The following is a 20794-nucleotide window of genomic DNA, read 5'->3' as shown; positions in this document are numbered from 1 at the left end:
CCGCCCCGGAGAAAAATGGTGGCTGCCCGGCTCGGACCCCGGACAGCCACCGATGATGACGCCGCAGCTGCTGGCAGATCTAGAACCCGGAGGTAAGCCCCACCGACTTTTTCAGGATGACCAGGGCATCGGCCACCTGAATCTGGGCATCTGGCGCCGGGATGCCGCTCACATCCAGGGGCGCCAGGTCACCGTGCCGCAGTTGGGCCGGTGTGGGCTGGTTCAGACCTACTGCGATCTGCAGGGCCATCAAAGCGTCGGCGATGGTAACCTGGCCGTCGCCGTTTAGATCCCCGTCGGGGATGAATACCACCTGTACCGTGTGGCCGTTTGCGGTCACGTTGGAGATGGTGTAGGAGCCGGGCGCCCCCTGGGAGACCCCGTCCACCAGGACGTCCACCACCTGGTAGCCGGCGGCGGGTGTGAAGCTGAAGGTGACGCTCGAACCGTAGTTCACGGTGCTCACCCCGGCCGGGGAGACGCTCCCCTTGGCGTCGCTTGCGGCGCTCACCGTGAAGGTGTCGATGGCGAAGTTCGCGGTGACGCTGCGCGCCCCGGTCACGTTGCCGAGGGTGAGGGCGGTGCCGCTCCCGACCACCTGCCCGGCCTCGGTCCAGTTCACGAAGTGGTACCCGAGTGCCGGAACGGCGCTCACGGTAGTCGCCGAGGCGCCGTGGACGACGCTCTGGCTCACGCTGCCGGTCAGGGTGCCGTTGCCGCCGGAGGCGAAGGTCACCGGGTAGCTGTTGATGGCGAAGTTGGCGGTGAAGCTGCGCGCCGCGGTGATGCTGGAGACGCTGAGCGCGGCGTTGGTCCCCACGATGCTTCCCCCCTCGGTCCAGTTTACGAAGTGGTAGCCGGTTGCCGGGAGGGCGGTGACCGTGGCGCTGGCGGAACCGTAGGGGACGCTCTGGCTCAGGGTCCCCGAGAGGGTGCCGTTGCCCGCCGAGGCGAAGCTCACCGGGAAGGTGTCGATGGCGAAGCTCGCCGCGATGGTCAGGTCGCCGGTTACCGGCGGCAGGGTGAGGGTGGTGAGCGCCCCCTTCGATACCCCGTTCACCTTGACGTCGGCCACGTGGAAGGTGGTGGCCGCCACGATGCCGTAGCTCGGGGTGGCGTTCTCGTTCACCAGCACCGGTCCGAAGATGCTCCCGTTGGGACCGGCGGCAAGGGTGATCTGGTGCTGGGCGGCGAGTGCCGCGAGCGCCACCTGGCGCCTGGGCGCCACCGGGTCGCTGGTGGCGATCTCCAGAAGGGCGCTGCGGGACCCGCTGGCAGCACCGGGCTGGAAGCTCACCTTGAGCTGGCAGCTCCCCCCGGCGGGGACCAGGAAGGCGAGCTGCAGGCCGCAGCTCCCCGGGTCCACGGCGAACTGCGCCGCGTCGGCGCCCGAGATGGTGATGCCGGTCACGAAGAGGTTGCCGTTGCCGCTGTTGCCGAGGCTCAGGTTCCCGGAAAGGCCCGCCCCCCCCAGGAAGGCGGTCCCCAGGTCGAGGGACGTCGGGGCGCTGGCGAACCCCTCCAGGAGCGCGGCCGGGCGGTTGCGGTCCTGGTCGGAGCCGTCCCCCAGCTGGCCGGAGAAGTTGTTCCCCCATCCCCACAGGGTGCCGTCGGCCATGAGCGCCACGCTGTGGCTGCCGCCGATGCCGGAAGCGCTCCAGGTGAAGGAGCCGGTGGCTTCGGCAAGCGGTACCGGGTGCGGCACCGGGGTGCTGTCGAAGCTGCCGATACCCAGCTGGCCGCCCAGGTTGCGCCCGAAGGACCAGAGCGTCCCGTCCGCCTTCCGCGCCAGGCTGTGCGCGTCGCCGGCGGAAAGCGCCAGGAACGGGGCCGGGCCGGCGTTTACGACCTGAACCGGCTGGGGCTGTCCCGGCGGGTTCGGGAGGGTCGCGTCGGCGTTACCGAGCTGGCCGTCGAAGTTGCTCCCCCAGCCCCAGGCGGTACCGTCCGCCTGCAGCGCGAGCGAGTGCGCGAACCCCGCGGCGATCCCCTTCCAGTTCCCGTTGAAGCCGGGGTTGTCGGCGGGCGGGTTGAAGTTCACGAGCTGGCTCGGGAAGTTGACGCTCCCCAAAAGCGCAGGGTCGCCCAGCTGCCCGTCGCTGTTGTCCCCCCAGGCCCAGAGGGTCCCGTCGGCCTGCAGCCCGAGCGAGTGGCCGCCGCCGGCCGCGATGGCGATCCAGTTGCTGTCGAAGTTGCCCGGGTTGCCGGTCACGATCTGCTCGGGCTGTTTCCCCATCGGGGTGTTGGTGTTGTCCCCCAGCTGCCCGGTCGAGTTGTCCCCCCAGGCCCACAGGGTGCCGTCCCCCTTCAGGGCGAGGGTGTGGAAGTCCCCCGCCGCCAGCTGGGCCCAGTCGTTGGCGGCCGAGGTCGGCTTGGTGCTGGTGATCTGGATCGGGAAGGTGCTCGGGTTGCGGGAGCCGTCCCCCAGCTGGCCGCTCGAGTTGTCCCCCCAGGCCCACAGGGTGCCGTCGGCCTTGAGCGCCACCACGTGCCCGAACCCGGCGGCGTGGGCGGCCCAGTCGTGGCGCGCGTCCAGCGCGGCGGGGGTCGCCTGGGTGGCGAGGGTCCCGTTCCCCAGCTGGCCGCTCGTGTTGTCGCCCCAGCTCCAGAGGCTCCCGTCCGAGCGGCGCGCCAGGGTGAACTGGTTTCCCGGCTCGAGGGCGACCCAGCCAAGCCCCGCGTTCCCCGCGTCGGCCGGGGCGAGGCTCCCGGTCTGGCTGCCGGTGTTAAGCTGGCCGTCCAGGTTCCCCCCCCAGGCCCAGCTGCGGCCGTCGGCGGAAAGCGCCAGGGTATGGAAGGCGCCGGCGGAAAGCGCGACCAGGTTGCCGATGCCGGGGACCGGCGCCGGGGCGTTCAGCTGCCCCAAGCCCCCGTTGCCGAGCTGCCCCGAGCTGTTGTCCCCCCAGGCGTAGACCCGGCCGTTTCTCTTGAGCGCCACCGCGTGCAGGGCGCCGGCGGCCAGAGCCGCCCAGTCCCGGTCGTTTCCCACCTGCACCGGCTCGGCCTGGGGCTGGGTGGAACCCAGTCCCAGCTGCCCCGCCGCGTTGTCCCCCCAGCTCCAGAGCGTGCCGTCCGCCTTTAACGCGAGGGAGAAGTTCCCCCCCGCGGCGACGGCGCGCCAGTCGTTGTCGGAAACGGCAGCGGCGAGGACGACCTGGCGCGGGGTGGCCGGATCGCTGCCGGCGGCCCCCAACTGGCCGAAGGCGTTACTCCCCCAGGACCAGAGGGACCCGTCGGCCATGAGGGCCAGGGCGTGGTCGGCGCCGGCGGCAACCATGAGGTAGCGCCCGCCGGCGGGGTTCACTACCTGCACCGGCTGGTTCTGGCGCGCGGTGGCGCCGTTACCGAGCTGCCCGAGCCCCCCCTCGCCCCAGGCCCACAGGGTGCCGTCGGCCTTCAGGGCGTAGGAGGTGGCGCTCCCGGCGGCGACGGCGCCCCAGTCCCGTGCCGCGCCGATCCTGAGCGGGCTTGACTGGGTGCCGACCGGTGTCCCGGTACCGCTGAGGGAGCCGAGCTGGCCGGAGGCGTTATTCCCCCAGGCCCAGAGGGTGCCGTCGCTCTTGACGGCGAGGGTGTGCTCGGCCCCGGCGGCCGCGCCGGCCCACCCCTGCTCGAGGCCGACCTGAACCGCGCTAGTGCGGGAGGTGCGGCTTGCGTCGCCCAGCTGGCCGGAGAGGTTCGCGCCGCTGGCCCAGAGGGTGCCGTCGGCCTTGAGGATGATGCTGTGGCTCTCGCCGGCGGCGAGGTTAGGGGTGGCCCCCCAGGAAGGTGCGGCCAGTCCCGGGAGGATCGAGATCAAAAGCGCGGGGAGCACCCGGCGCAGCATGTTCAATGAGGTTTTCATGGTAGATCCTCCCTGCGGAGCGGTGCGCCGCCCCAGGCGGCGCCGTCAGGGGAAGCCGGGCCGGCCTTGAAGGCCGGCCCGGCTCGGGCGTCAGCGTACCGTCACCGTGATGTTCTCGAGCTTGGTGGCGGGGTTCTGGTTCGATTGGATGCTGATCCGGCGCGCGGCGTTGGGCTGCGGCGAGCCGTTGGGCGAGCTCCAGGTCAAGCTGCCGTTGTTGGCGACGGTGAGGTTCCCGATCAGCACCGGCCCGCCCACCAGCGCGGAGTTGTAGATGCTGAGCGTGGTTCCGGCCGGCGGCGCCGGGGTGACGGTGCCGTCGATGCGCCAGGAGGCGCTCGACAGGGTGAACTGGGCCCGGGTCACCTGGATGGTCTGGCTCGCCAGCGCGTTCACGGTGACGGTCACCGTGGCGGTGTTGGAGGTAAGCGGCGGGACCGAGCTGTTCGCCACGGTATAGCTGTAGCTGGTGGTTCCGGTGAAGCCTGCGGCCGGGGTGAAGGTCACGGTGCCGCTTGCGTTGGCGACCGCGCTGCCGCTGGCCGACTGGCTCACGATCTGGACCGACCCGGTGTTGATCACGCCGGGGGCCGCGATGGTGTCGTTGGCGAGGACCGCGGTGCTAACCGCCGTGCCGGCCGTGGTGGTTGCGGTGTCGTTGTTGGCGACCGGGGCCGGGGCCGGGGCGCTCACCGTCACGGTGACGGTGGCGGCGTTGGACCTGAGCGCCGGGACCGAGGTGTTGGCCACCGTGTAGCTGAAGCTGGTGGTCCCGGCAAAGCCGGCGGCCGGCGTGAAGGTCACGGTGCCGTTCGGGTTCGCGGCGGCCAGCCCGTTAGCCGAAGTGGTGGCGATCAGCACCGAGGTGGTGTCGATCACCCCGGGTGCCCCGATGGTGTCGTTGGCGAGCACCGGGATGGTCACCGCGCTGCCGGTCAGGGTCGAGGCGCTGTCGGGGTTCGCGACCGGCGCTGGCGGGGCCGCAGGCGGGATCACGGTCACGGTGACCGTGGCCGGCTGCGAGGTGAGCGGCTGGGCCGCGAGGCTCGCCACGGTGTAGGCGAAGCTGGTCACGCCGGTAAATCCGGCGGCCGGGGTGAAGGTGATGCTGCCGTTTTGGTTGGCCAGCGCAGTGCCGTTGGCGGATGGGGTGGAGATCAGCACCGAGGCCGGGTTGATCACCCCGCTGTCGTTGGCGAGCACGTTGATGGTCACCGCAATCCCCTGGGTGGTGCTCGCCGCGTCGGCCACCGTGGTCGGGGCCGGCGGCGACAGGACGTTCACGGTCACCGTGGCGGTGTTGGAGCGCTGGCCGAAGCTGTCCATCACGTCGTAGCCGAAGCTGGTCGCCCCCGAGAAGTTGCTGGCCGGGGTGAAGATCACCGAACCGTTGGGGGCCACCACGGTGCTGCCGTTGGCTGCGGCGTTCACGATGCGCACCGTGCCGGGGTCGAGTTGTGCGGCGGAGAGGTCGTTTAAGAGCACGTCGATGACGACCGGCGTGTTGAGTGCGGTGGTCGCGCTGTCATCCGCCGCAACCGGCGGCGCCGGGGGGATCACCACGCTGACCGGCGCGGTTGCCGTGCCGCCGTTACTGGAGACCACGGTGATGCTCTGCGGCGGTATGGTGTTGAGCGGCAGCGCGAGGACCACGGTCCCGGTGGCGTCCAGCGTGTTGGGCGTCGCGAAGGCCGGCACGCTCAGGGTGGGGAGCGGCGCCAGCTTGTCGCGCGACGCCGCGCGCACCGTGATCGCCTTGGTGTCCGGGTTGTAGAAGGACTCGGTGATGTTCACCTCGTCAACCAGCGGGACCGGGTGCGGGATCACCGGCAGGTCGAGCGAGTTGCTGATGGTCAGGCTGCCGGGGAGCGCCTGCACCGGCAGGTGCACGAAGAACTTCCCGGTGTTGGGGACGTCCTGGTCCAGCGTGGTCGAGGCGATGCCGGTCCCCGAGATGGTCAGGATGGCGGCACGCTCGGCGGAGGCGAAGATGTCCACCTGCTGGCTGCTGGCGTCCCGGGCGTAGGTGGCCCGGTTCACGGTCATCGGCGAGGCGATCGGGTCGGTGAAGACGCGCCCGGCCAGGGTCCAGAGGTTGGTGAACCAGCTCGCGCCGGGGACCGGGTTACCCAGAGCGTCCAGCCGGTCGATCCGGAAGATGTTGCCGTTGGGTCCGCCGGTTACCGGGATCGGGGTGACCGCATCGCCGATGTAGGTGTGGGCCTGCCCGTTCACCAGCGCGGTCGGGAAGATGCCGTCAGCGGGCCTCAGGTAGGGTCCGATGTTGGTGTTGGGGGCCGCCTGGAACAGGGGGGGGAAGTAGTCGGCGTTCACCCCGATCTGGTCCTCGAGCCGCACCGTCACGCCGTTGGGGCCGTCGTTGATCGACTTGCCGGTGGCGTCCGAGCGGAAGGTGAAGCTCCCGTAGGGGTGGGTGACCCGGTAGGTCGAGTTGGGGGTCAAGAGCCCCTTGCTCATCTTGGCCAGGTCGGTGCGCAGGAAGGTCTGCCCCAGGGTGGGGGCCACCCCCGAGAGGAAGGCGTACTCCAGCACGAAGTCGAGCCGTGCCTTCTCGCCACCCTCGATGTTCATCAGGGCCCCGGCGGAGTAGTAGAACCCCTCCGCGGGCAGGTTCGTGCTGTTGATCGGCCCGGTCGTGGTGATCGGGCTCAAGGGGACGCTGGTCAACGGGTCGAACGGCGGCGGCAGGATGCAGAACCCGTTCTGGTCCAGACAGGGCTGCAGCGCGAGGCTGCTCAAGTCCTGGTAGAAGGCGGGGAGCGAGGTCAGCGGGTCGATGGGCCCCACGGCTTTCAAAGCCGCGCCCGCCGTGCCGCTTAAGACTCCCAAAAGGAGCACGAGAGAAAAAAGCGTGCCCAAAAGGCGCCCCGCCGCTCCTTGGTAGCGTATGGTTGCTGTTGATTCCTTCATGGCGATCCTCCCTTTTGCGGCCAGGAAGGGGGTTCCTGAACCGTGTCCATATCAGGCCGGCGGCCGGTCCCGCGGGCACGGGGCGGAGCGCCGATAATGCAGCCCGGGTGCCGGAGACGCCGGATCGGACTGCTCATGATGTCCGAGCATTTACAGGGATCGTGCCAGAGTTGTGACAGAAAGGTTTATCCGTGATTACCGGGAGATACCTGAGGGAGGGCGGCGGGGGTGCCCGGGGGGAAAGACCTGCAGTTTGCGACAGGGTTTACGCCGTCGCGGCCTACCAAGCTGAAATCGTTAAGATTTGTAACGATGTCGCGTTTTAAAGCCTGCCAATATCTTTGCAGTGCCGCTGCGGCGCGGTTGCCGGATGGGGGGGAGAGTCGGGGGCCCCGGGCGGGGCCCCCTGGGGCGTCAGTCGTTGTCCGCTTCGCGGCGCACTTTGAGGCGCATGTTCAGGGTCTGGCGCTTGAGCCCCAGCATGGTGGCGGCGATCCCCTGGTTTCCCTTGGCTGCGGCAAGCGCGCTGCCGATCAGGAGGTCCTCCGCCTCGTTCAGGGTCGGGAAATGCCCCCAGACCGCCTCCAGCTTCTTCAGAAGCGAGGCGTCGTCCTTGAGTTCGGCCTGGGGGGGCTGGGGCTTCTGGCCCAGGTCGGTGGCGATCGCCTGGCGGAACGGCTCCTGGGAGAGGGTGCGCGACTTGGAGCGCGGCACCGCGTCGCTCACCATGGCCTGCAGCTCGCGCACGTTGCCGGGGAAGTGGTAGGTCTCCAAGAGGTCGACGAGCTCCTTGGGGTACCCCGGTGCCGGGATCCCCAGCGCCTCGGCTTCCTGGCGGATGAAGTGGTCCAAAAGCAGCGGCAGGTCGTCCTTGCGCTCGCGCAGGGGGGGGACCTGTACCTGGTGCCCGCAGAGCCGGTAGTAGAGGTCGTTTCTGAACTTCCCCTCGGCGATGCGGGCCTGCAGGTCCCGGTTGGTGGCCAGGACGAAGTGCGCGTCGCTCTTGCGGGTCAGGTCCGAGCCGACCGGGTAGTACTCCCGCTCCTGCAGCAGGCGCAAAAGCTTCAACTGCGACAGCTCGTTCAGGTCGCCGATCTCGTCCAGAAAGAGCGTCCCCCCGGCGGCCCGGGCGATGAGCCCCTCGCGCGCCTGGTCCGCCCCGGTGAAGGCCCCCTTCTTGTGGCCGAAGAGCGAGTCGGAGAACATGTGGTCGTCGAGCCCCGCGGCGTTGAGCGCGATGAACTCACCCTTACTCCCGGAGAGCTGGTGGACGGCCCGGGCCACCAGCTCCTTCCCCACCCCGGTCTCCCCGGTGATGATGATCGGCTGCCGGCTCCCGGCGATCACCTCGAGGTACTGGAACATCGAGCGCATCTGGCGGTTGCGGGTCACGATGCCGGCGAAGGCGGCGGGGTGCTCCAGGTTGTCGGAGAGCAGGCGCTGCTTTAAGGAGGTGATCTCGTTGGAGAGGGTGCAGCGCTCCAGCGCCTTCTGCACCGAGGTGAGCAGGCGCCCCGGGCTCACCGGTTTGGCCAGGTAATCGAAGGCCCCAAGCTTCATGCACTCGACCACCGTGGCGATCTCGTCGTTGGCGGTCACCACGATGATGGGGATCTGCGGGTAGTCGCGGGTCACGCTCTCCAAAAGCTCCAGCCCGGAGACGTGCGGCATGGAGAGGTCGAGCACCAGGACCGAGACCTGGTGCGCCTCCAGGAAAGGGACCACCTCGCGGCTGTCGGAGATCATGCTGACCTCGCGGATGCCGCCGATCTCCAGGGCGAGCTTCGAGGTGGCGAGGATCTGCTCCTCGTCGTCGACCAAGAGCACGTGTCTGCAGGAATTGCTCATCGTTTACCGCTCCTTTGTGGTGCCGGCGGCAGGGAGGCGCACCACGAAGCTGGTCCCCTCCCCCGGGACGCTGGAGAACTCCAGGGTGCCGCCGTGTTCTTTCACGATCGAGTCGCTGATGGTGAGCCCGAGCCCGGTCCCGCCGTTTTCCAGTTTGGTGGTGAAAAACGGCTCCAGGATGCGCTGGCAGTCGTCGCCCGACATCCCCACCCCCTGGTCGCGCACCGTGATGAGGACCTCCCTTTCCTGGCAGGCGGTGGCGACCCAGATGCCGCTCTTCTTGCCGGGGAGCGCCTGGCAGGCGTTCATGATGAGGTTGATCACCACCTGCCCCAGCTGCTGGGGATGTCCCAGGACCGGCGGGAGCCCTTCGGCGAGTTCCAGGGCGAAGTTGTCGGTGTACTTGATGATCTCGTGGTTCATGAGCGAGAGCGCCGAGCGCACCACCCGGTTCACGTCCATCTCGCGCCGCTGCTGCCCCTGCTCCTGGCGCGCGAACCCCTTCAGGTTCCCGACGATGTCGTTGACCCGGCGCGACCCGGTGCCGATCCCGCCGATCAGGCGCCGGGTCTGCTCCCCGACCTCGTCGAGCGGCACGCCCCCCAAAAAGATCTGGGAGCGCCCCTGGTCCGGGAGGTACTCGTCGAGCGCCTTCAAGAGGTCCTCGGTGATCCGGGACAAAAGCTCGCAGTTCGCCATGACGAAGTTGTTCGGGTTGTTGATCTCGTGGGCCACCCCCGAGACCAGGAGCCCCAGCGAGGTCATCTTGTTGGCCTGGATCAGCTTGGCGTGGATCTCCCGGGTGCGTTCCTCCATGCGGACCCGCTCGGTGATGTCCCGGAAGGTGCAGTAGGTGACCGGGATCCCCTGCAGGACCATGGCCTTGCCGCGCAGGGAGACGATGATCCTCTCCCCGTTTTTGCGCCGGCAGCTGAACTCCTGGCGCACCCCCTGCTCGGCTGAGACCCCGGCGATCGCCTCGGCAAGCCCCGGCGGTTCCGCCGAGCCGCAGAGCGCGGCAAACCCGCCCGCGGGGAGCTCCCCGGTGTCGTAGCCGAAGACCTGCACCGCCTTCTCGTTGGCGTCCAGCAACTCGAGGCTCCCCGGCTTGAAGAAGACGATGGCGTCCTCGGACTGCTGGAAGATCTGCCGGAAGCGGGTCTCGCTCTCCCTCAAGGCATGCTCCATGCGGCGGCGGCTGGTGATGTCGCGCATGATGAGCAGGTACTCGGGCTTTTCCCCCAGCCTCAGTTCGCTCAGGGAGATGTTCATGATGAGCGGCTGGCCGTCCCGGCGCCGGCAGGTGAGCTCGGCAACCGGCGCGCCGCCGCGCTGGGCCGACTCCAGACCGCGCTTCATGAGCACCTGGAGCGCCGTCGCCCCCCCTTCCAAAAGGCGCGTCACCGACTCGCCCAAAAGCTCCTGGGCCGGGTAGCCGAAGATCCGCTCCGCGGCGGGGTTGAAGGACCCCACCGTCCCCTTGGCATCCACCACCACGATGGCGTCGATCACCTGGTTGTACACCGCGGTCACCCGCGCCCGCTCGGAGCGCGCGGCAAGCTTCAGCGGGCGGGCCACCAAAAGCCAGATGAGCGGCGCCCCGAAGATGGTGGAGATGAAGGCGTCCACCACGTAGTTCGGGGTGAAGAAGAGGCTCCCCACCCGGTAGGGGAAGAGCAGCTCCTGCAAGAGGTCGGCGATGAAGACCGAGCCGAGCAAGAGGACGTAGAGCCTAAGCGGCGTGTCCATCATCGGGACCACGCGCCGGCGCAGTTCCGGCCTGAAGAGCAGGCGCCAGAGGGGGACCGCGTAGAGGAGCGCGGTCAGGGCGGCATCGGTGAGATCGCTCGCCAGGGAATCGGTGCTCGGGTAGAGCAGCGGCAGCACGAGCATCACCAAGAACTCGATCAGGAACACGCTTAAAAGCGCCTTCAAGAGGATCCGCCAGTTCCCCCGGCGGTCCACTCCGCCCCCCTGGTCCGGGACCAGGCGGAAGAGGTAGAACCAAAGGGGCCCCGCGCAGAGAAGGGTCACGCAGGAGGCGTCCAAGAGGCCGCCGGGGACGGTCCCCAGGCGGGTGAAGACCTGGGAGAAGAGCTGCATGATGGCGAGTTCGGTAGCGAACACGGCCATGAGCAGCAGCGAGAAGACCCCGGCGTAGTCCTTCCAGCCGGCGGCTTCGGCAGTGTCGTTCATAGCAATTCCCCCCTCGAGGAGATCCGGGCGCCGGCTCGGGGGCCGGTCCCGGGAATACCACAGTAAACCGGTCGGGATAGGCCGGGCGTGGCCGAATCATATCGGCTCGGCTTTTTCATTACAACTGAAATTACGTGCCGGGTGCGGCGGGCGGGGAGCGGAGGAACGATAACTTCAGGTAGTTACTGTGCCTTTTAATTGCTTGCGGAGGGGCTTGCGGGGTTCTTCCAGGAATTTCAGGAACCACATCCCCCCTCCCTTGACGGGAGGGGGCCGGGGGGTGGGTGAAGCTGCTATCTGCAATGATGTGGCGCCTTCCCCCTCACCCTGCCCCTCTCCCGCCAGGGGAGAGGGGACACGCGTGGACGGAATTCCCGGACGAACCTTGCGGCGGGTGAAACGTCGGCAACCTGGCCGAGAAAAACGACGACGGCCCCCTGGCGTGAAGCCAGGGGGCCGGATCGGGTTCTCGGGGCTGCGTGGTTACTCCCCCGCGATGAGGGTCAGCTTCACGGGGACCGGGTCGGATTCCCAGGTCACCTCGGGGTAGAGGGACTTGTCCAGGCGCAGGTAGGTGCCGTCGACGCCGGTTTCGGCCCACCAGCACTCGGCCCCCTTGATGGGGAGCTTGTCGAACAGGTAGAGGTCGTTGTTCTTATCGCGGGCGAGGTACATGGCTTAGGCTCCTTTTTCGGTGGTGGTTGTTGCGCACCGCCTCGCCGATGGCTTTGGCAGGTGCCGTCACAGGGCGGCCGGAAGCCGCGGTCTTCGGGCTCCTACTTGCCGCGCAGCTTCTCCTTGGCGACCTTCGCCTCTTCGGACTTCGGGTACTCCTCGGTGAGCTTCTTGTAGATGTAGCTTGCGCTCTTCAGGTCGCCGATCTCCTTGAAGGCCATCCCCTGCTTCAGCATGGCCGCCGGGACCTTCTCCTTCTCGGGGAAGTTCTTGATCACCTCCTGGAATTCCAGGATGGCCTGCTCGAAGTGCTTCTCGCTGTAGTAGGTCTCGCCGATCCAGTAGTGCGCGTTGGCGGCGAGCTTGTGGCGCGGGTTCTGGTCCAGGAACTTGGTGAAGAACTCGCGCGCCTTCACGGTGTCCCCCGCCTTCATGGCGTCCAGCCCCTGCTGGTAGACCCCTTCCGGGGTGGCCGGCTGCTCGGGGGCCTTCTTCTGCAGCTCGGCGAACCCCTGCTGCACCCCAAGCTCCAGCTTGGTGAGCCGCTCCTCGAGAAGCGCCAGGCGCTTGCCGGTGTCCTCCTTCAGAAGGGCCAGGTCGTCGGCCGGGCGCTGGGCCTGGATCCTCAGGTCGTCGACCTTGCCGGTCAAAAGCTGCATGTCGACCCGGGCACTGTCCAAGGTAGCCTGGAGGTCCGCGCCGCTTTTGCGGATCGCCGCCATCTCTTTCTGGTAGGCCTCGACCTCGTGCTGCATGGTCTCGACCCGCTGGCGGTCCGCGGTGAGCGCCTTCTCGACCCCCTCCTTCACGTCGCCGCGCACCTCGCCCAGCGACTTCTCGATGCTGTAGATGCGGTTTTTCATCTCGTCGGAGTCGCGGCGCATCGATTCCAGGTCACTCTGGGAGGCGCACCCCGCCGCAACGAACATGATCAGGGAAATGACTACCAACCTGCCTGACTGCATAACTACTCCTCCACGTGGTTATCCTGTCGGGCGTGGAAGCGCCGGTTCAGGGGATCGTGCTGACGAAAAAAAGGAGCCCGCAGGCTCCTTTTGGTACTCCGTCGCGGTCTTCTACTTAACGATGACGAATTCGTCGCGCCGGTTCTTGGCCCAGGCGGCCTCGTCGTGCCCCTGGTCAACCGGCTTTTCCTCGCCGTAGCTGATCACCGAGATCCGCTCGGCCTTGACCCCCAGGTTCACCAGGTAGTCCCGGGCGGCCTTGGCCCTTCTCTCGCCCAGGGCGAGGTTGTACTCGTCCGAGCCGCGCTCGTCGCAGTTCCCTTCGATCCTCACGCTCACCCCCTGCTGCTTGGCCAACAGGTCGGCGTTCTTCGACAGGGTGGTGCGGGCCTCGCTGGAGAGATCCGCGGAGTCGAAGTTGAAGTAGATCTTCTGCAGCGCCCCTTCGAGTGCCGGCTGTGCGGCGCCACCCTGCTGCGGGGTCTCCTGGGCGACGTTCTGCTCCTTGGCCTGGGTCTCGGCCACCGGCTGCGCGGCAGGAGCCGCTGCCGCCTTGGCGCCCTCGGTCATGGGTGCCGGAGGGGGGACGACCTGCGTTGCAGGGGTCTGTTCCTCGGGTTTAACCATGTCCTTCTTGGCACAACCGCCCGAAACAACTGCTGCAAGACAAAGGACAACAAGGCATCCGTAAAGTTTTTTGCTCATTCCCCCACTCCTTTTGGATGAATTTAGGCGTCTGGCGTCGCCAGACGACTCAATGAAGCGGATCAAATTATACTGGTTTTTTCAGTTAACGCAACGACTGTTGCTTCTGTAACAGTAAATTTACCAGGCGGCCGACCAGGTAGGATGCGAGTCGCGCGCTCTGCCGCGCGAGACCTTGGTCTGTGCACTCCCGTCGGCGCGCATGACATATATCGCCTCGCCTCCGTCGCGACTTGAGGAAAAAACAATGAAGCGCCCGTCAGGCGACCAGCGCGGGTGCTCGTTGCTCCCCTGGGTGGTCAGCTGGGTGTCCTGGGTCCCGTCCGGGTTGATGGCGTAGATCTGGAAGCCGCCGCCTCCCTGGCGGGCGTACGCGATGCGGTCCCCCTTGGGCGACCAGCGCGGGGTGACGTTGTAGGCGCCGTTCGTGGTGAGCCGTTTCACGTCGGAGCCGTCGGCGTTCATGGTGAAGACCTGCGGCTTCCCCAGCCGGTCCGAGACGAAGACGAGCCGGGTGCCGTCCGGGGACCAGGCGGGCGAGACGTCGATGGCGTGGCTGCGGGTGAGCCGGGCCAGTTCCTTCCCCTCCCGGGAGATCAGGTAGATCTCCGAGTTGCCGTCCTTGGTCAAGACCACCGCGATCCGGCTGCCGTCCGGGGAGAAGCTCCCCATGGCGTTCAGGCCGCTGCGCGCCGAGATGCGGGCCTCGACGCCGCTGTAGAGTTCGCGCCGGTACAGGTCGGGGTTCCCCTTCTTGTACGAGGTGTAGATGATCTCGCGTCCCGAGGGGGCGAAGTCCGGGTTCAGGTTGATCGAGCCGTTGTTGGTGACCCTTTGCGTGTTGAACCCGTCGTAGTCCATGACGAAGAGTTCCTTGTTGCCGGAGACCTTGCTCGCGTAGGCGAGCTTTCCGGTGAAGGGCCCTTTTTGCCCGGTGCGCACCCGTAAGACCTCGTCGGAGAAGGCGTGCCCCATGCGGCGCAGGTCCTTCATCCCGCCGGTGTAGCGCTTGGCGGCGATGTCGCGGTTCAGGACCGGGTCGAAGAGGCGGCACTCGATGGTGAGGTTCGTGCCGCTCGTCCCGTAGGCGGTCTTGAGGATCAGGTTCGCCCCCGCGCTCCCCCCCTCGGCAGGGACCACCGTGAAGGGGCCGGCCAGGTTCAGGTCGAACAGGAAGAGCTCGGCGAGCTCGCGCCCCACCTCGGGGAGGGCCGGGCCGGAGAGCGTGGTCGCCGGCGCCAGGTAGATCTGCTGCTTCGTGTTGGCCGGAGCCGTCACGTCGAGGTACTGGTCGGCGGCCCCCATGAGCTGCGGGGTGACCAGGAGCAAAAGGCACAACAGGATGATTCGTTTCATGGTAAAGCGACCCCTTCCGGCTTGAAGCGGAACACGCGTTCGAAACTCTGCCCGTTGGGCGGCGGCCTCAGGGTGCGCCCCGCCAGGGTGACCGCCCGCGAGACCGCGTCGTCGAAGACCGGGTCGCCGGAGCGTTTCTCCACGCGGTAGTCTGTGATGCGGCCGTCCGGCCCCACCTTGATGCGGACCAGGGCCTGCGGGGTGCCGCTTTGGAGGGCGATCACGTCCCTGAAAGCGTCCTTGAGCCGCGACTGCAGATAGGAGCCGTAGTCGCTCCCGGCCTGGTTCCCCTTGGCCCCCGGCATGCCGACCGTCTTGTTCCCCCCGCGGCTCTTGAGCCCGGCGACGGCAGCCTCCAGCTGGCGCTCCTCGGCCTTGCGCTGCAGGTCCTTCATGCGCTCGGAGAACTCTTTCCCCTCCTCGGCACTCGGCTTCTCGGTCTTCCCTTTTACCGGCGGCTGGGTCTTGGGCTTGCTGGGCGGGAGCGCCATGGCGGCGTGCGGAACCGGTGCGGGAGCTGCCGGCGGAGCCGGGGTCGACTCCGCGGGGGCCGGGGTGCCGGCCTGCGGCGCGGCGACCGGGAGGGTCGCCAGGTCGACGTAGGTGACCGGTTCTTCGGACGGAGTAAAGACGGCGTCCTGGTTGAACCAGAGGATGAGTGCAAAGACAGCCAGGTGGCACAGGAAGGAGCATAGGAACATCCCCCCCGGCCCCGGATATCTCCTGGTCTGGCCTATCATTTGCGCTGCGGGGACTCCGTGACCATGCCGAGCCGCTCAACGCCCGCAGCCTTGATCTGGGCCATCACCCGGACCACCTCGCCGTAGGGAACCGAGCTGTCCGCCTTGAGGAACACCTCGCGCTTGGCGCGTCCGGCCAGAAGCGAGTTGAGCTTGTCCTTCAAGAGGTCGGTGTCGATGGCGTCGGAGTTGATGAAGGTCTTGCCGGACTTCTCGATGGAGACCACCAGGGTGTCCTCCTTGGGGGCGAGCGACTTGCTCTCCGCCTTGGGGAGGTTCACCTGCACCCCCTGCTGCATCATCGGCGCGGTGACCATGAAGATCACCAAAAGCACCAGCATGACGTCGACCAGCGGGGTGACGTTGATCTGCGACATCGTGGAGCGGCCGCTGTCCCTGTTGCCGAACTCCATGGTCTATCTCCCCGCGAAGTTGCGCTGCACGATGTTCAGGAACTCGGTGGAGAAGCTGTCCATCTCCGAGATGAGCACCCTAATCTTCTGCTGGAAGTGGTTGTACCCCATGACGGCGGGGATGGCGGCCACCAGGCCGATTGCGGTGGCGATGAGCGCCTCGGCGATCCCGGGGGCGACCACGGCGAGCGAGGCCGAGCCGGACTGGCCGATCTTCTCGAAGGCGCTCATGATCCCCCAGACCGTGCCGAACAGGCCGATGAACGGTGCGGTGGCGCCGGTGGTGGCGAGGAAGGTCAGGTACTTCTCCAGGCGGGTGATCTCCGAGGTGGTGGCCCGGCGCAGCGAGCGGGCGATGTTGTCGATCCCCAGGTCGGTGCTGATCACGCTGGGATCGGCCTTCTCGTCACCCTTGCCGCGCAGCTTCTTCAGCTCGTTGTAGCCGTCCTGGAACAAGACCGCGAGCGGCGAGTTCTCGAAGCGGTCCAGTTGCGAGCCGATGGCGTCGAAGCTTTTGGCCTTGTAGAAGAACTCGAGGAAGCGCTTCGAGGCGCCGTTGGCGCGGTAGACCTGCAAGAGCTTGTAGAAGATGATCCCCCAGGAGACCACCGAGAAGTAGAGCAAAACGATCAGGACGATTTTTACGACCAGGCCGGTCGAAGCGAACATACCCAAGGGACAGTACCTCCGGTTAAATGACAGTCAAAGCGAAAAAATATGCTTTAGCTTCGGCGAAGTCAACAGGAAAGCGTGACGGGCCGGCTCAGTAGCAGTCGGGCCTGCGGTCTTTAAGGCAGGGGATGCTGGCGCGCCAGCTCTCCATGGCCTGCGCCTCCAGGGTCGCCTCCAGCTCGCAGCTCTCGTACCCCCCCTGGGCGAGGATCTCACCCTTGGGTCCCAGGATCAGGCTCCCCCCGAAGAAATCGAGCTTGCCGACCATGCCGCAGCAGTTCGCGGCGACGATGAAGAGCTGGTTTTCGATGGCGCGGCCGCGCAAGAGCGTGTGCCAGTGGTCGTCGCGCGGCTTGGGCCACTCCCCGGGGACCACGAGGATCTCGGCGCCGTCGAGCGTGAGCCGGCGGGCCAGTTCCGGGAAGCGCAGGTCGTAGCAGATCAGCATGCCGACCCTGCCCAGGCTGGTCTCCGCGACCACCGCGCGGTCCCCGGCGTCCAGGGAGCGGTCCTCGCCCATCAGCGAGAAGAGGTGCAGCTTTCGGTAGCTGCCGGCCAGGCGCCCGCGGTCCACCAGGTAGGCGGTGTTGTAGACCTTGTCGCCGTGCGGCTCGGGGAGGCTCCCCACGATCACCATCCCGTACTCGCGGGAGAGCCGTTCCAGCTCCTCGACGATCTCGGGGGTGCGTTGCGCCAACCGGTTCAGTTCCTTATAGGCGAAGCCCGAGCTCCACATCTCCGGGAGCACGACCAGTTCCGTGCCGCGCTGCGCGAGCCGTGCGAGGGCCTCCCGCACCTGCGCAAGGTTCGCGTCGACGTCCCCCAGTGCGATGGTGAACTGTACGGCCGCAGCTTTAACAGTACTCTGCATCTCCTCCCCCTTGGCTTCGGGAAAACTGCAAAGCGGAATTTTAATCCGAGCGTCTGCGGATTTCAAGAGACTTTCAGGAGTTCCACGCATTTTGGTGACAAGGCGCGCGGGAATTTGCTACTTAAGAGGAGGAGACACCCCCGACCTGGGCGTTCGTGCAGCAGGCAACTTAAGAATAGACGGAGCGTTCAACGTGATCAGAACCGGACTCTACATACATTTCCCCTTCTGCCTCAAGAAGTGCCTCTACTGCGACTTCAACTCGGCGGCCTCGAGCATCCTGGCGCGTGAGGAGTATCCGCAGCTCCTCGTGCGCGAGATGGAGCTGCGCCAGGCGCGGCTCGCCCAGCCGGTTCAGGCCACCACCCTCTACCTGGGAGGCGGCACCCCGTCGCTCATGGCGCCTGCCGAGGTCGCAGCCCTCATCGACGCAGCAGCGGCGCGCTTCTCACTTGCCCCCGACGCCGAGATCACCCTGGAAGCCAACCCGGGGACGCTCACCCTCGAAAAACTCTCCGGGTACCGCAGCGCCGGGGTGAACCGCATCTCGCTCGGGATCCAGTCCTTCGAGGACCGCCTCCTGGAAATGCTCGGGCGCGTCCACAGCCGGCAGGAGGCGCTGGACGCTTTCGAGGCCTGCCGCAAGGCCGGCTTCGACAACGTGAGCATCGACCTCATGCATTCGCTCCCCGGCCAGTCCCCCGCGCAGTGGCGCCAGGCACTCGCGGACGGGATCGCGCTCGCCCCGGAGCACATCTCCGCCTACGCCCTCTCCGTCGAGGAGGAGACCCCCTTCGAGGCGCTGGTAGAGTCGGGCAACCTGACGCTTCCCGGCGAGGAGGACGCGGCCGCCATGTTCGAGGCCACCGCCGAGGTGCTGGGAAAGGGGGGCTACCGGCACTACGAGATCTCCAACTTCGCCCGTCCCGGCCGCCAATCGCGTCACAACGGCGCCTACTGGACCCGGCAGAGCTATCTCGGCTTCGGCGCCGGCGCCCACTCGTTCTGGAACGACAACGGCATGGGAGAGCGCTGGCACAACGCCGAGGGGGCGGGCGAGTACCGCGAGGCGGTCCTGTCAGATGCCCTCCCCGAGCGGGAGCGGGAAGTCTTGAACCACGATCAGGCGGTTTCGGAAGCCTTCTTCCTCGGCCTGCGCGTCCTCGCCGGCCTGGACCTGGACCAACTGGAAAAGGATTACGGCGCAAGCGCCCTCGCCTCGCGGCTGGAAATCGTCGACCGCCTGGTCGCCGCCGGTCAGCTGGTCCGAGAAGGAAGCCGTATCCGCCTGGCACCGCAGGCGATCATCGTCGCCAACCGCATCTTCGCCGAGTTCCTCTGACGACACTTGTGCAAAGCGGCACCTTCCGCCTCACGTCCCCCCCTTTGGAAAGACTCCTCCGGAATTCCGGGAAGCGCTGACATGGTTCTTTTCAACTACTGCTGGCAGCCCAACGTTTCCCCCGTTGGAAAAGGGGGGCCAGGGGGGATTCGCCTTTCCCTGCACCATTGTTCGCTCCTACGATCTATCGTGAGCACGAGAGAAAAGAAGGGATGGCCCCGCTGCAGCCACGTTAGCGCTGCAGCCTCCCCCGCGTCCTCCCCTTTGCGAAAGGAGACAGAGGGGATTTGACCGGCTTCGTTCCCCTTCCCCCTCGGCGCTGCGGCTCACCTGCTCGTCGTTGCCGCCAGGGGAAAACCTCGCCGGCCGGTTCTCCGCCGCCGCGCCCCGCCACTATCCCCACGGATATCCACGATTTTCCTCCCTCCGCCGCCGCCAAAAAGTCCCCTGGAGAGTCCCCTTGACAAAGCTTAGGTCCGTTGCTAACTTAGGCTGGTTAGCACTCTGGGTTTTTGAGTGCTAATCTGCTTTTGAAGGAGCGAGGTATGGAAGAACAGCTTTCAGAACGGGGCAAGCGGATCCTCGAGGCAGTCATCGAGGACTACATCGCCACTGCCGAACCTGTCGGAAGCCGGACGCTCACCAAGAGCCACGCGCTGGCGCTTTCGCCCGCGACGGTGCGCAACGTGATGTCCGACCTCGAGGAGATGGGCTTTCTCACCTCCCCCCATACCTCCGCCGGCAGGATCCCGACCGACAAGGCGTACCGCCTCTACGTGAACTCGATCCTCGAGGTGAGAAACCTGACCCGGGACAACCGCGAGGAGATCAAGCGCCGCTGCCAGTTGGCCGGCAAGGACATCTCCGAGGTCCTGAAAGAGACCAGCCGCCTGCTCTCCTCCACCTCGAGTTACATGGGGGTCGTCATGGCGCCGCGCTTCGCCGCCAACGTCTTCCGCCAGCTCGAGTTCGTCAGGCTCTCCAGCCACCGGTTGCTGGCGATCCTGGTCTCGCAAAACGGCGCGGTGCAGAACCGTCTCATCGAGACCGACCACGAGATCGGCCAGGACGACCTGGTCAGGATGGGGAACTACCTGAACGAGCAGTTGAAGGGGCTCACCATAGCCCAGGTGCGCGAGCGGCTGCTCTTCGAGATGAAGAGCGAAAAGGTGCGCTACGACGCCATGCTGTCCCAGGCCATCGTGCTCTCCGAGGCGACCCTCAAAAGCGACGACACCCAGATCTTCGTCGAGGGGCAGGCGAACATCCTCGAGCAGCCCGAGTTCCACGACGCGGCCAAGATGCGCGAGATCTTCCGCGCCTTCGAGAGCAAGGGGTTGATCCTCGACCTTTTGGACCGCGCCATGCAGGCCGAGGGGGTGCAGATCTTCATCGGGTCCGAGTCGCACCTGGTGAAGATGGAGGGGATGAGCCTGATCACCTCGACGTATATGACCGGAAAAGATACCGTCGGCGTCCTCGGCGTCATCGGCCCGACCCGCATGGGCTACGGCCGGGTGATCCCGATCGTCGACTACACAGCGAAACTGATCAGCCGCCTGCTCGAGACCGAGTAGGGGGACAAAGGAGAGTGGAACCGGATGGATCTCAAGAAAAAACACGGTAATCAGGAGCCCAAGAAAGAGGAGGCTCCCCAGGCAGCTTCCCAGGACCACGTCGAGCTTTCGGCTCCGGCCAGCGACGCGGATCGCATCAAGGAATTGGAAGAGGCGCTCGCCGCCAAGGGGCTCGAGTCGGCGGCAAACTGGGACAAATTCCTGCGCGAGCGGGCCGACCTGGAGAACTTCCGCAAGAGGACCCAGCGCGAGAAGGAAGAGATCCTCAAGTACGGCAACGAGCAGCTGATCCTCGAGGTGCTCCCGGCGGTCGACAACATGGAGCGCGCCATCGCCCACGCCTCCGAGGAAGGGCTCACCGCCATCATCGAAGGGGTGAAGCTCACCCTCTCCATGCTGCAGGGCGCCCTGAAGAAGTTCGGCGTGACCCCGGTGGAGAACGCTCCGGGGACCGCGTTCGACCCCTCCTTCCACCAGGCCATGGCGCAGGTGGAGACCGCCGACCAGCAGCCCAACACCGTGGTGGCCGAGTTCCAGAAGGGCTACCTGTTGAACGAGCGCCTCTTGCGCCCGGCCATGGTCACCGTGGCCATCGCGCCCAAGGGATAACGGCCGTTCTAGGTCTACGTTCTAGGTTCTACGTTTCCCCCGGCTGTTCC

The 20794-nt window shown here is 66.8% G+C and carries 15 protein-coding genes; 3 read left to right on the top strand and 12 right to left on the bottom strand.

From position 1 onward, the window contains the following. Positions 1–79: 79 nt before the first annotated feature. The 12 genes from GMST_RS22415 to GMST_RS09685 all read right to left on the bottom strand — a co-directional run bounded on the left by GMST_RS22415 (position 80) and on the right by GMST_RS09685 (position 17216). Positions 80–3844, bottom strand: a complete 3765-nt coding sequence (locus tag GMST_RS22415; protein WP_183354462.1) for an RCC1 domain-containing protein — start codon at positions 3842–3844, stop codon at positions 80–82. Positions 3845–3934: 90 nt separating this feature from the next. Next, entirely contained in the window at positions 3935–6775 is a 2841-nt protein-coding gene (locus GMST_RS09735) for an Ig-like domain-containing protein (RefSeq protein ID WP_183354461.1), read from the bottom strand. A 414-nt stretch (positions 6776–7189) separates the two neighbouring features. Next, positions 7190–8623 (bottom strand): sigma-54-dependent transcriptional regulator, encoded by a 1434-nt coding sequence (locus GMST_RS09730; RefSeq protein ID WP_183354460.1) that lies wholly within the window; start codon positions 8621–8623, stop codon positions 7190–7192. A gap of 3 nt (positions 8624–8626) precedes the next feature. Further along, the gene (locus GMST_RS09725; RefSeq protein ID WP_183354459.1) at positions 8627–10819 is read right to left on the bottom strand and encodes a PAS domain S-box protein; all 2193 of its coding nucleotides are present in this window, start codon (positions 10817–10819) and stop codon (positions 8627–8629) included. Positions 10820–11302: 483 nt separating this feature from the next. Further along, positions 11303–11494, bottom strand: a complete 192-nt coding sequence (locus GMST_RS09720) for a hypothetical protein (protein ID WP_183354458.1) — start codon at positions 11492–11494, stop codon at positions 11303–11305. Between the two features lie 101 nt (positions 11495–11595). Continuing rightward, positions 11596–12459, bottom strand: coding sequence for a tol-pal system protein YbgF (ybgF, locus tag GMST_RS09715; protein ID WP_183354457.1), 864 nt, complete (start codon positions 12457–12459; stop codon positions 11596–11598). Between the two features lie 111 nt (positions 12460–12570). Beyond that, positions 12571–13164 (bottom strand): peptidoglycan-associated lipoprotein Pal, encoded by a 594-nt coding sequence (gene pal / locus GMST_RS09710; RefSeq protein WP_183354456.1) that lies wholly within the window; start codon positions 13162–13164, stop codon positions 12571–12573. A 120-nt stretch (positions 13165–13284) separates the two neighbouring features. Continuing rightward, a complete protein-coding gene (gene tolB, locus GMST_RS09705; protein ID WP_183354455.1) occupies positions 13285–14520 on the bottom strand; it encodes a Tol-Pal system beta propeller repeat protein TolB in 1236 nt (411 codons plus the stop codon). Continuing rightward, positions 14517–15260 carry an energy transducer TonB gene (locus GMST_RS09700; RefSeq protein ID WP_183354454.1) on the bottom strand — a complete coding sequence of 248 codons (744 nt, stop codon included), beginning with the start codon at positions 15258–15260 and terminating at the stop codon, positions 14517–14519. The genes tolB and GMST_RS09700 overlap by 4 nt, the downstream gene beginning before the upstream one ends. Continuing rightward, positions 15257–15673 carry a protein TolR gene (gene tolR / locus GMST_RS09695; protein ID WP_183354453.1) on the bottom strand — a complete coding sequence of 139 codons (417 nt, stop codon included), beginning with the start codon at positions 15671–15673 and terminating at the stop codon, positions 15257–15259. Before tolR ends, GMST_RS09700 begins: the two co-directional genes overlap by 4 nt. A 3-nt stretch (positions 15674–15676) precedes the next feature. Next, a complete protein-coding gene (gene tolQ, locus GMST_RS09690; protein WP_183354452.1) occupies positions 15677–16348 on the bottom strand; it encodes a protein TolQ in 672 nt (223 codons plus the stop codon). Positions 16349–16436: 88 nt separating this feature from the next. After that, positions 16437–17216 (bottom strand): carbon-nitrogen family hydrolase, encoded by a 780-nt coding sequence (locus GMST_RS09685; RefSeq protein WP_183354451.1) that lies wholly within the window; start codon positions 17214–17216, stop codon positions 16437–16439. A gap of 196 nt (positions 17217–17412) precedes the next feature. Between GMST_RS09685 and hemW the strand changes: the two genes are divergently transcribed. The 3 genes from hemW to grpE all read left to right on the top strand — a co-directional run bounded on the left by hemW (position 17413) and on the right by grpE (position 20744). Next, on the top strand, positions 17413–18558 hold the full coding sequence (gene hemW, locus GMST_RS09680; RefSeq protein WP_183354707.1) for a radical SAM family heme chaperone HemW: 1146 nt from the start codon (positions 17413–17415) through the stop codon (positions 18556–18558). A 545-nt stretch (positions 18559–19103) separates the two neighbouring features. Further along, positions 19104–20135: a heat-inducible transcriptional repressor HrcA gene (gene hrcA, locus GMST_RS09675; protein ID WP_183354450.1), complete on the top strand. Its 1032-nt coding sequence runs from the start codon at positions 19104–19106 to the stop codon at positions 20133–20135. Between the two features lie 24 nt (positions 20136–20159). Further along, entirely contained in the window at positions 20160–20744 is a 585-nt protein-coding gene (gene grpE / locus GMST_RS09670) for a nucleotide exchange factor GrpE (RefSeq protein WP_183354449.1), read from the top strand. Positions 20745–20794: the final 50 nt, after the last annotated feature.

It is taken from the genome of Geomonas silvestris (assembly GCF_014193515.1).
Classification (GTDB): Bacteria; Desulfobacterota; Desulfuromonadia; order Geobacterales; family Geobacteraceae; genus Geomonas; species Geomonas silvestris.
Note: the sequence above shows the minus strand (reverse complement) of the source record. Positions and strands in the feature narration are given on the sequence as shown.

Excerpts from the sequence above, each read along its gene's own strand:
- GMST_RS22415 (WP_183354462.1), bottom strand. The coding sequence starts at position 3,844 with ATGAAAACCTCATTGAACATGCTGCGCCGGGTGCTCCCCGCGCTTTTG.
- GMST_RS09735 (WP_183354461.1), bottom strand. The coding sequence starts at position 6,775 with ATGAAGGAATCAACAGCAACCATACGCTACCAAGGAGCGGCGGGGCGC.
- GMST_RS09730 (WP_183354460.1), bottom strand. The coding sequence starts at position 8,623 with ATGAGCAATTCCTGCAGACACGTGCTCTTGGTCGACGACGAGGAGCAG.
- GMST_RS09725 (WP_183354459.1), bottom strand. The coding sequence starts at position 10,819 with ATGAACGACACTGCCGAAGCCGCCGGCTGGAAGGACTACGCCGGGGTC.
- GMST_RS09720 (WP_183354458.1), bottom strand. The coding sequence starts at position 11,494 with ATGTACCTCGCCCGCGATAAGAACAACGACCTCTACCTGTTCGACAAG.
- ybgF (WP_183354457.1), bottom strand. The coding sequence starts at position 12,459 with ATGCAGTCAGGCAGGTTGGTAGTCATTTCCCTGATCATGTTCGTTGCG.
- pal (WP_183354456.1), bottom strand. The coding sequence starts at position 13,164 with ATGAGCAAAAAACTTTACGGATGCCTTGTTGTCCTTTGTCTTGCAGCA.
- tolB (WP_183354455.1), bottom strand. The coding sequence starts at position 14,520 with ATGAAACGAATCATCCTGTTGTGCCTTTTGCTCCTGGTCACCCCGCAG.
- GMST_RS09700 (WP_183354454.1), bottom strand. The coding sequence starts at position 15,260 with ATGATAGGCCAGACCAGGAGATATCCGGGGCCGGGGGGGATGTTCCTA.
- tolR (WP_183354453.1), bottom strand. The coding sequence starts at position 15,673 with ATGGAGTTCGGCAACAGGGACAGCGGCCGCTCCACGATGTCGCAGATC.
- GMST_RS09685 (WP_183354451.1), bottom strand. The coding sequence starts at position 17,216 with ATGCAGAGTACTGTTAAAGCTGCGGCCGTACAGTTCACCATCGCACTG.
- hrcA (WP_183354450.1), top strand. The coding sequence starts at position 19,104 with ATGGAAGAACAGCTTTCAGAACGGGGCAAGCGGATCCTCGAGGCAGTC.
- grpE (WP_183354449.1), top strand. The coding sequence starts at position 20,160 with ATGGATCTCAAGAAAAAACACGGTAATCAGGAGCCCAAGAAAGAGGAG.